Here is a 9,088-nt window from a genome sequence, read left to right as displayed (position 1 = left end):
ATAGTATTTAGCCTTGCTAGCGAAAAAAGATACTTCGGCATAACCGTAAAAGGCTACACCGTTACTATTTGCAACTCTAATGGCAGGTTTGACAGATCGCCCTTGTAGTGGGGCTACGACCTCTTTTTCCGTTGTGCCTATATAGGCTGGAAACAATTGAGCGTTAGCAGTATAAAAAGCTTCGTACAGTGTGTAGTGTGACCAAAAAGTGTATTCTGTAATCTCACGATAAATGTTTGTGCCAACTCCGACCGCAAAGGGTAGCTGATAGCTTGAACAAGCATTTACATAGACCACTTCAGGATTTAAGCGATATGCAAATGGTGAACCTCGGTCGAGAACTGCTGGCGGTAAATTTGGTTGGTGTTCACATCCATCTTGATAAATTGGGAATTCACCTAAAGATTGATTACCGTTAGCACTTATTCTAAAAAGCATTTTTCAAGGATAGTCTTTGGCTATTTTATTGAAGTTGCAGGGGATTATTCCAATACAGTAAGCCTGTACAGCAAGAAATTCTTGTAATTGCAGATTGTTGTTTTCGACAATCTCGCCATTTCCATCTTTAACTACAGAAGCAATATCAACACAATAAATATCATCGGTTTGGTATGGACTGTATTGCTGTAATGGTGGATTAGGAACGCTAGGAGCATATTCATCTGCTAGTTCATTTAAGTAAAAATTAACTGACTGAGCCAACTATTTCACCATCCCTGAAATCATCTTCAACATCATTTTGATTAATCCAAAACACAATCAGACATTTAAGCAAAGTCAAGGACAGATTAAATCTGTCTATGCCATCAGAACACGATGGGAAAACAAATAAAGATAATCACAGGCTAATCATTCTGATAGTAGATTGATATCATTCTGCTATCAGAATTCTATTAAATTATTTTTAGCCTACACTCCCACCACTACTAATGAAAGCGGCATTTTTCATAATCTTAAAGAATGTACGTCCGCCAACAACTACCTTATTGATCGTCGCTTGGCTATCGGGTAGCGATGCATAGTAATACAGCAACTGTTCAAGATTGGTTACACCATCGATCGCTGGTAGAGTTACACCATCAGCAATTACCCGATTGACATTACCAGATCCGATCCAGGGCATGACGGCTTTAAATTTATTGCCATACATCGCTTCTAAATGCAGATTGCAAGGGATAAACAAACAGAATTCTGAATTCGTTTCTGTCGATTTGTGATATGACTGCGCGAGTACTAGCGGATCGATGCCACCTTTATTAGGAACTCCAGGGACGCCAGGTACAGCAGGGAAGGCGACGATTTCTGCGGTCGCTGGTTTGGCTGGGAATGCAGGGACAGCGGCACCAGCGGCGATAGCTGGAGAATTTGCAAATAAGGCACCAGCGGCGATAGCTAGGTTGTCTGGATTTGCTGCGATTGCGGCACTAGCGGCGCGAGCTGGATACGCAGGAACGGCAACGATAGCAGCTTTGGCGGGGATAGCGGCGATAGCTGGAGAGGGAAACCACGACGCAAGCGCGAAGTAGGCGGCTTTGTCCAGGTTCAGATCGTCTTCAGTTTCAAAAGCTAGGGATGGAATAACGGTCATAAATATTCGGTAGATGCTAGTTCATTACTCCTAGTTTTCCCAATTGGCACATGCCAATTCACAAGTGGCATAGGCAAATAATGTAGGTCGCTTGTTGTTGCGGAACCTATAGGTTCCGCAAATAAAAGGATCATGTAGTTGGTAAGCCCTGAGCGGGTTTGGGGCATGTTGTAAACATCCGAATATTTGGGTTTTGCGTCCGACGCGGACTAAGCCAAAACCCAAATATTCGCCCACAACTACTAATTTTTGGACGAATCGACATTATGGCTAACGCTTGGGACTACGTATCTGGGGCATCGACAATTGTCGCTGACAATCTGCTACAGGCTGCAATGAAGGCAGTGATTCTATTCGGTAAACTCGAAGCACAAAGCAATAAAGAGAGTGCTGTACAGACGAACTACGCTTCTTATCAAATCACTGGTGATGCTGAGAAGGTCTTCGCTGCAACCTTAACTCTTCCTGGTCGTTTGACTCTTGACGAAGTTACCCAGGAAACTAAACTTGTTGCTCGAAATCAATTTGCTGACTACATTACCGACTATGAAGCTGGTACTGGTACCCTCGCTGGGACGGCACATTTACCCGCTGCGCTCGTTAAGTTGGCTGAATTATGCACTTACTGGGAACGTCAAGTTAACAGCTCGATTGTTACTAAAACTCCTAACCAAATTACGGTTAATGCTGACTTGGAAGCTTCGCAGTTTACGATTCAGTTCAACATCCCCGCCGCTGTGGTTATTGATTTACTTTCCGGCAAAATCGAGATTAATGAAGTTGATTACTTCTACATCTTGCGTGACCAAACTGTTTAATTTCTTGAGTTGGTTAAAAGGCAAACTCAGACAAAAAGGACTTCTAGGGAAGTCCTCAGATAATCTAACAATTAACAGGATAGTAACAAGATGAGTAAGGGTGGAGTGTATGGTTCTTTTGTGATGGTGAAATTCACAAAAGGCACATCGAAAAGGTACAAAATGGGAGCGGCGGCTGGAGCAGCTACAACAGGCGCAGCAGCAGCAAAAGCGTCGCCAAAATCGCCCATTGCTTATGTCAAAGAGCCGGTTGCAAAGTATTTTGGTTTTACTGAAGTTACTCCGGCAGATATGATTAAGCTGTCTACAAAGTCGGTGAAGACTAAAATTAATGGGCAAGAGAAGACTGTTACAACCATGGTAAACATGGGAGCTACAGGTGCTAGTAGATCCGTGACTGTAAAATTCACCAAGCTAGTAAAAATCGGCGGCAAAGATGTTGCCTCGATCAAGATAGCAATGCCAACTTCTCATACTTTTGCGAATATGGTTCAGGAAATTATGGAGTCAAAAACATCTGGAGATGTTGCGGCGATCGTATCTCCAGAGGGTCGTTCGATGACCTTTAAAACTCCGTACACTGCTAAGAATGCAACTAGAACAAAATAACAAATGACCCTGGCATATTTAGATCCTAGTAGCTACACATTTGCGAAAGGTTTTACCGTCCAAAATAAGCGCGATCTAACTATTCCCGAATCATTGGTTTTATCTCAAACCATGCTGGTGAAATGGCAGATTCGCAACCTAGCGAAAGGGGTAACGATCGACCAGATCCCCCCTGCTATTTTATCTAGCTCGCTAGAGATTCCAGGGTTAGGGGTACTTGATGGTGAAGACTATCAGATTTCAGCTAGCCAGCAGGGACGCGATCGAGTGCAATTAATTACACTCGATCCGAGTCTCCCGCACAAATTTTTATTCACCGAGGTTAGCGACCTGGTGACAAACTCAGTTCTCGAATTTTACACGTCAGATTTAGGAATTTCGGCAAATATGTCTACAACGAGTAATCCAATCAATTTCGATTTATCGGCAATTGCTAACGCGATCTCAGCCGGTACAGCCGCGCAAGTAGGTGCGATTCAAGCGGCCAATAAAAACGTGCAGAGATTGGATGAATCCACTTATTCACCGATCTCGTGGGTCAGTGCAGACAAACACATCGCAGTCCTGGTAAATTCTACGCGGATAGCGACGGAGATTTTTAACAACGGTACCGTGCCGGTCTATTTCGATCTCTTCCTAGATGTCAATACTAAAGCTGCAACCCCCCAAATGGATAACATCATCCAACCAGGTGGACAGGCTCGGATTGATGCGGCTGAGGGCAATATGGGCGTCTTGCTGTACACGATGGGATCTCCAACTGCCGGTAGTGTCTTGATTAATCAAGAGTTCTCACAGGCAGCACCACCGGCAGCACGAGCCAAACCGCCAATTGTACTAGCGGGATAAAGCAAATAGATTTTTTCAGAAACGAATCAGTTGAGTAAATAAATGAAAGGGGTTAACAAGTCATGGTTACGTGCGTTCTTATGGTGTGGGGTCTGCTCGATCTCCTTATTGATACAGGTATTCTCACCGGAGACTAAAGCGATGTTATGTACTAATTTCCCGATTCCTGGGCTAGAAAGCATGACGACCCCTGGTAGCAGCATGGAGAGAATCAAATAATGTTGAAGACACCATTTTTAATTTTTTCCATGCAGTTGGACAACACGCCCCAACTCAATCAAGGGCGGATCGTGCTCTATGACTTCGAGCAGGGCTGTTTGGGTCGCTGGGTCGCCACTAGTGGGCTGGGAATGTACCAAAAGATCGGCGGATGGAGCAAGCAAAGCGGCGGCGTTTGTCCAGCGACATATCAATGTAATCCGACATTTGCAAATTATTGGGTACAGACATTGGCGATAAACCTCCCCCACATCAAGGGCGTAGAGGGTGAAGCTTATCCGATTACCCCGTTTGCAGTGCGTACCAAGGAAGGTGTACAACGATCGGACTTACTCATTCACAAAGATGCTAACGCGCCTGGTTCGTTAGGCTGTATCGTGCTGCCAGAAGATGAGTTTGCCGACTTCCAGAAAACATTCGATCTGCAATGCTTGGGGCACGAACAGGTCAAACTCTGGATTCAATACGATTTTGAGGTTTGATGTCTGGATATACTCAGACATCTATTTCGGGGGTTAAGCATTTGCGGCTAGCTGTAATCAGTTAGTCGCTTTTTTGTGGGGATTCAGAAACTCCCCTACCTTTTTCCGAAACTCCCCTACAATCCCTTAGTAACTCCCCTACCGCTTTTCGACCTCAAACCCTTATCTATTCTTACTTTTCTTTTTTTATAGGGGAGTTAGGGGAGAAATATATAGGAAAAGTGACTTAGGGGAAAAATTGAAAGAAGATCTTTTGATTGTGGATCTTCGAGCGATACTCAAACTCGATTTAAATCCCAAAACCATAAAATGAGAGCTAGGTACTCAAACCTAGCTCTATCATTCATTTCTATTAAGCTGGCGGACGGATTCGAACCCCCGACCGGCTGATTACAAATCAGCTGCTCTACCAACTGAGCTACGCCAGCGCACTAGACAACCATAACATATCTCCAAAATTATGTCTACCACACCGATTCTGTTGCTGCTGAGGCAGACGCTTCTGCGCAGGCAAACAGAAAGGCTACGCCAACGATTAGTAGCAATTCTCATTTAGTTTTGAGAGGATACCTGTCTAAATGTTATTTAGCAGCCAGATAAAAGTTTGGCAGTAGAAACATGGGGATGCTGGGGATCTTTAACCAAAGGCGGCTGATTTTTCTTCTGCTTGCGGGGCTGTTTGAGAAAACGAGTTAAATGAACTTTCGAGGCTAAATTCTGGAGTAGCAGCACAAAATCAGTTACAGCAAAATCGCCAAAACACAGCCAAGCTGTTTGATTAATTCCCCTAATTCGCTGGCCGTTTCTCGCAATAACCCGGCACTCACTGCCGTTTCGACCCCATTTAGTTTGCTATACACTTTTTATTTCACCCAGATTTAACATTTAGACAGGTATCCTGCTGATACCTAAGTAAGCCCCGATTCGCATAAGCAATGGCATAATCGTGGTCATACCTAATGGCTGAGTCGAAATCGGCGAAGCTCGCGCGCCGTCTTCGGCGGTCGCGCCCTGAATATCTCCCAATCGGACAAACTTAAACGACTGGAGTTTAGACGTAAAAATAGTGATTAAAAAGTCGGACAGATTATTAACTTAAAGCTTGCTAAAACGGGTGTTTCGTTTTCGATTGTCGATCGAATCTATCTAGCAAAGGGCAACTAATAATAATGCAAATTGAACTGTGTACTAGCTTACAGATCCATTTGACAGAAAGAGATCTAGGCTTTAAAATAATTTTACTTGAAGCGATAATGATTCTCATTCTATCACAAATTTGCTAGATGGACTCTGCCCCTCACACAGCACAGGATTACGAACCCGCCCACAACTTACCAATTCAACCTTACAACTGTGAAAATTAGCCTTCGTCGCCCAAACCTCAAACACTTACTACATTCCAACTGGCTAGTGTCATCACTACTCACCTTCGGGCTATTAACTGGATGTACCACACCTACCAGCCAACAGCCTGGAGAAACCCCCAGCCCTACCGCCAGCGAAACTCCAGCCGCAACCACCACCGCAGGGACAGATAGTAGTCCGAAGGTAGTTGTGACGAATACGGTATTATGCGATTTGACCAAACAAATTGCGGCTAGTACTGTCAATGTAGTTTGTCTGCTGGCTCCTGGTAGCGACCCCCATGTTTACAAACTGACCCCAGAAGCGAGACAATCGATCGAACAGGCTAAATTAGTCTTGTATGGTGGCTATGACTTCGAGCCAGAACTAACTAAAGCGATTAAAGCGACATCTAATCCAGCTCCAAAAGTCGCCGTGCATGAAGTCGCCGTAACTCAACCGCTGAAATTTGAGGAAGATGGTAAAAGTACGACCGATCCACACGTCTGGAATAACGCCCAGAATGGGATCAAAATTGCTGAAACGATCGGAGCTAGTTTAGAGAAATTAGTTCCAGCGCAAGCAGCAACTTATCAGCAAAATACCCAAAAAGTAACAGCAGAACTTGGACAACTTGATACTTGGATCAAATCTCAAATTAGTACAATTCCTGCTACTAAAAAGACGTTATTTACTACTCATGATGCACTAGGTTATTATTCTAAAGCTTATGGAATTCCAGTTGATGCTTTAGAAGGATTGAGTACAGAGGAAAAGCCAAACGCAGCTAGAGCTAAAGGGATGGTTGGCAAGATCAGAAAGGCACAAGTACCGACTATTTTTGCCGAATTGACGCTCAACCCCAAGCTGATTAACGCGATCGCTCAAGATGCTAAGGTGAAAGTAGCAGAGCAAGAAATCTATGCTGATGGCTTAGGCGAAGCTGGTAGCCCAGGTGAAACTTATCAGAAAATGTTGATTTCTAATACTAAGTCGATAGTTGAAGGATTAGGTGGTAAATTCACATCTTTTTCGGCTAAATAAGCTGAATTGACATAAATCTAATTAACTGAGACAAGAGATTAAAATAGATCGCTCAATTTTAATCTCTTGTCAAAACAAAGCGAACAAAATTTTCACAATTAAAAATAATCAAGATGAATAATTCAAAACAACAACTGAATTGGCTAACGATCGCCGCAAGTGGACTATTCAGTACTGTACTACTGATAACTAGTGCCCAAGCCGCAGATTTAATTACAAACGTTCCCAATTCAGCAATGTCTACAGTCACTCAAACTAGCTCAAATCAGCTAATTGCTGCCAGAAAAAAACAACCCCGAAAGAAAAAGATCAAGCAAAGAATCAGAGTGCGGAAAACGATAATTAAAGCCTCATCTTCTCCTCAAACAGATTTAGTCAAACATCCCCACCAGCACCTGTCACATCAGAGCCACCACAGCCACCAATCAACCAAACACCGCCAGTAGTTGTACCATCAGCACCGCCCACACCGCCGATAACGCCACCAGCTCCAGAACAACCCAAGGCTTCAGAACCCAATCCCTCCAAAGCTGAAGCCCCCAGTCCATTTTCGCTAACTACAAAATTGGAAGGGCAAGTAATTTTTGGTGCAACTGGAGTAGTTTCTGGTGATTTCGATCGCAATACGGCGGCAGGCTATCGCGCTCGGCTTGAACTCAAAACGGCGATCGGGGAAGGTACACTCACGACTAGACTCCAATCAGACAACTTAGGTAGTGCGACGGCGGCAACACCCGAAGGTAGCTTATCCTGGACTGGAGATGCTGCGGGGACTGTGGCGGTTGACGCGCTCAAATATGAATTTCCGATCTCACCGCAAACTCAATTAGTAGTAGCGGCGAATGCTGGTGCATCGGATGACTTTACCGACACGATTAATCCTTATTTTGATGGTGACGGTGCTAGTGGTTCAATCTCTGCCTTTGGGAATCGTCCGTCGATTTACTATACCGTTCAAGGTGCTGGTGCCGGAATTCGCCACAAATTAAGTGATGGCATGGAACTGAGCTTGGGGTATTTATCTAGTACCAGCAATACGCCTACGACTGGAAATGGTTTATTTGGGGGGAGCTATGGTGCCTTGGCTCAACTCACTTTCAAAACTGGCGAAAATTCTAAAGTTGGTGTCACCTATACTCGCGCTCGTAACGCAGATCCTGGAACTGGCAGCACGAATGCAAATGCTGGCGGTGACAGTAATAACTTCGGGTTGCAAGGCTCGTTTCAACTCAGCCCCCAATTTGCGCTCGGCGGTTGGGCTGGTTATACCCAAAATCAAGCTGCTGGCGGAGATAGACAAATTTGGAATTGGGCAGTAACTGCGGCTGCGCCAGATTTTGGCGGCAAGGGGAATCTAGCTGGATTATTAGTCGGGCAAGAACCACGGGTAACTTCTTCTGGTAATGGCACAACTGATACTAAAGCTGGACTGCATATTGAAGGATTCTATCAATTTAAAGTTAGTGAGAATATGAGTGTCACGCCAGGGATTATTTATCTGACTGCACCCAATCAAGATGCTAATAGTACTAGCGCGGTAATTGGTGCCCTGCGGACTACATTTACGTTCTAACTTAGAGTTCGAGTTCTGGAATGACACGAGTAATCGTGTCATTCATTTGCCATTATTAAATCATCGATTTGATAGATAATTTGTCGTAAGATACTATAAATCGATCGGACAGACTTATAATAACGATAATAAATAAAACGGTATTTAAGATGAAACTATTTAACTTACTATGGCTGCCTGTGGCTGGAATCATTGGTGTTAGCTATCTCGTTCATGCTAATTCGCCCCAATCTGAACCACAGGCGGAGACACTCAAGCCCTGGAAAGTCCAACCAGTGGCGATGCCGATCATCGATCCCAAATTTGCCCATCAAGCATTACTAGCACGGCAAAAACAACTCGCTGACAAGAATTTTAGTTGCGATTGCAATGGCTGTAGAGTAGCAGCATTGCAGGTTGGCGTAACACTTAATTAAATTGCGGCTCTCCCGCCTATATGGTGATAAGTATTGCTTATTTGAATGATTGGAGTGAAACGGAAATTATTTAAATAAGCAAGCCAATAGCTTCTCTTTCATCAGATCGAAATTCTTAAATCCATAGCTTTGGCGAATTATTAACT

The 9,088-nt window shown here is 44.0% G+C and carries 12 protein-coding genes and 1 tRNA gene; 7 read left to right on the top strand and 6 right to left on the bottom strand.

The window, feature by feature from the left end; all coding sequences use genetic code 11:
* The 3 genes from RMO27_RS22365 to RMO27_RS22355 form a co-directional block, all read right to left on the bottom strand.
* The coding region (locus RMO27_RS22365; protein WP_309736740.1) for a hypothetical protein at nucleotides 1–438 on the bottom strand (438 nt) is incomplete at its 3' end.
* A gap of 3 nt (nucleotides 439–441) precedes the next feature.
* Nucleotides 442–702 (bottom strand): hypothetical protein, encoded by a 261-nt coding sequence (locus tag RMO27_RS22360; protein WP_309736738.1) that lies wholly within the window; start codon nucleotides 700–702, stop codon nucleotides 442–444.
* Nucleotides 703–904: 202 nt separating this feature from the next.
* Complete coding sequence (locus tag RMO27_RS22355) at nucleotides 905–1,588, bottom strand: hypothetical protein (RefSeq protein ID WP_309736737.1); 684 nt, start codon at nucleotides 1,586–1,588, stop codon at nucleotides 905–907.
* Between the two features lie 266 nt (nucleotides 1,589–1,854).
* On the opposite strand from RMO27_RS22355, the gene RMO27_RS22350 reads away from it, so the two are divergent.
* The 4 genes from RMO27_RS22350 to RMO27_RS22335 all read left to right on the top strand — a co-directional run bounded on the left by RMO27_RS22350 (nucleotide 1,855) and on the right by RMO27_RS22335 (nucleotide 4,565).
* Entirely contained in the window at nucleotides 1,855–2,406 is a 552-nt protein-coding gene (locus tag RMO27_RS22350; protein ID WP_309736735.1) for a hypothetical protein, read from the top strand.
* Nucleotides 2,407–2,496: 90 nt separating this feature from the next.
* Entirely contained in the window at nucleotides 2,497–3,015 is a 519-nt protein-coding gene (locus RMO27_RS22345; protein WP_309736732.1) for a hypothetical protein, read from the top strand.
* Nucleotides 3,016–3,018: 3 nt separating this feature from the next.
* Nucleotides 3,019–3,864 (top strand): hypothetical protein, encoded by an 846-nt coding sequence (locus RMO27_RS22340; RefSeq protein ID WP_309736731.1) that lies wholly within the window; start codon nucleotides 3,019–3,021, stop codon nucleotides 3,862–3,864.
* A gap of 218 nt (nucleotides 3,865–4,082) precedes the next feature.
* Entirely contained in the window at nucleotides 4,083–4,565 is a 483-nt protein-coding gene (locus tag RMO27_RS22335) for a hypothetical protein (RefSeq protein ID WP_309736729.1), read from the top strand.
* Nucleotides 4,566–4,920: 355 nt separating this feature from the next.
* Here RMO27_RS22335 and RMO27_RS22330 read toward each other — a convergent pair.
* Nucleotides 4,921–4,993 (bottom strand) — tRNA-Thr (locus RMO27_RS22330).
* 157 nt (nucleotides 4,994–5,150) lie between these two features.
* Nucleotides 5,151–5,297: a hypothetical protein gene (locus RMO27_RS22325; RefSeq protein WP_309736727.1), complete on the bottom strand. Its 147-nt coding sequence runs from the start codon at nucleotides 5,295–5,297 to the stop codon at nucleotides 5,151–5,153.
* 621 nt (nucleotides 5,298–5,918) lie between these two features.
* Here RMO27_RS22325 and RMO27_RS22320 point away from each other — a divergent pair.
* The gene (locus RMO27_RS22320; protein WP_309736725.1) at nucleotides 5,919–6,953 is read left to right on the top strand and encodes a metal ABC transporter solute-binding protein, Zn/Mn family; all 1,035 of its coding nucleotides are present in this window, start codon (nucleotides 5,919–5,921) and stop codon (nucleotides 6,951–6,953) included.
* Nucleotides 6,954–7,328: 375 nt separating this feature from the next.
* On the opposite strand, the gene RMO27_RS22315 is transcribed toward RMO27_RS22320, so the two are convergent.
* On the bottom strand, nucleotides 7,329–7,457 hold the full coding sequence (locus RMO27_RS22315; protein ID WP_309736723.1) for a hypothetical protein: 129 nt from the start codon (nucleotides 7,455–7,457) through the stop codon (nucleotides 7,329–7,331).
* On the opposite strand from RMO27_RS22315, the gene RMO27_RS22310 reads away from it, so the two are divergent.
* Together RMO27_RS22310 and RMO27_RS22305 are read left to right on the top strand one after the other, a co-directional pair.
* Complete coding sequence (locus tag RMO27_RS22310) at nucleotides 7,429–8,526, top strand: iron uptake porin (RefSeq protein ID WP_309736742.1); 1,098 nt, start codon at nucleotides 7,429–7,431, stop codon at nucleotides 8,524–8,526. The two genes, RMO27_RS22315 and RMO27_RS22310, sit on opposite strands and share 29 nt — an antisense overlap.
* A gap of 149 nt (nucleotides 8,527–8,675) precedes the next feature.
* Nucleotides 8,676–8,942 carry a hypothetical protein gene (locus RMO27_RS22305; protein ID WP_309736721.1) on the top strand — a complete coding sequence of 89 codons (267 nt, stop codon included), beginning with the start codon at nucleotides 8,676–8,678 and terminating at the stop codon, nucleotides 8,940–8,942.
* Nucleotides 8,943–9,088 lie beyond the last annotated feature (146 nt).

The organism is Chamaesiphon sp. OTE_75_metabat_556, from assembly GCF_031378165.1.
Classification (GTDB): domain Bacteria; phylum Cyanobacteriota; class Cyanobacteriia; order Cyanobacteriales; family Chamaesiphonaceae; genus Chamaesiphon.
Note: the sequence above shows the minus strand (reverse complement) of the source record. Positions and strands in the feature narration are given on the sequence as shown.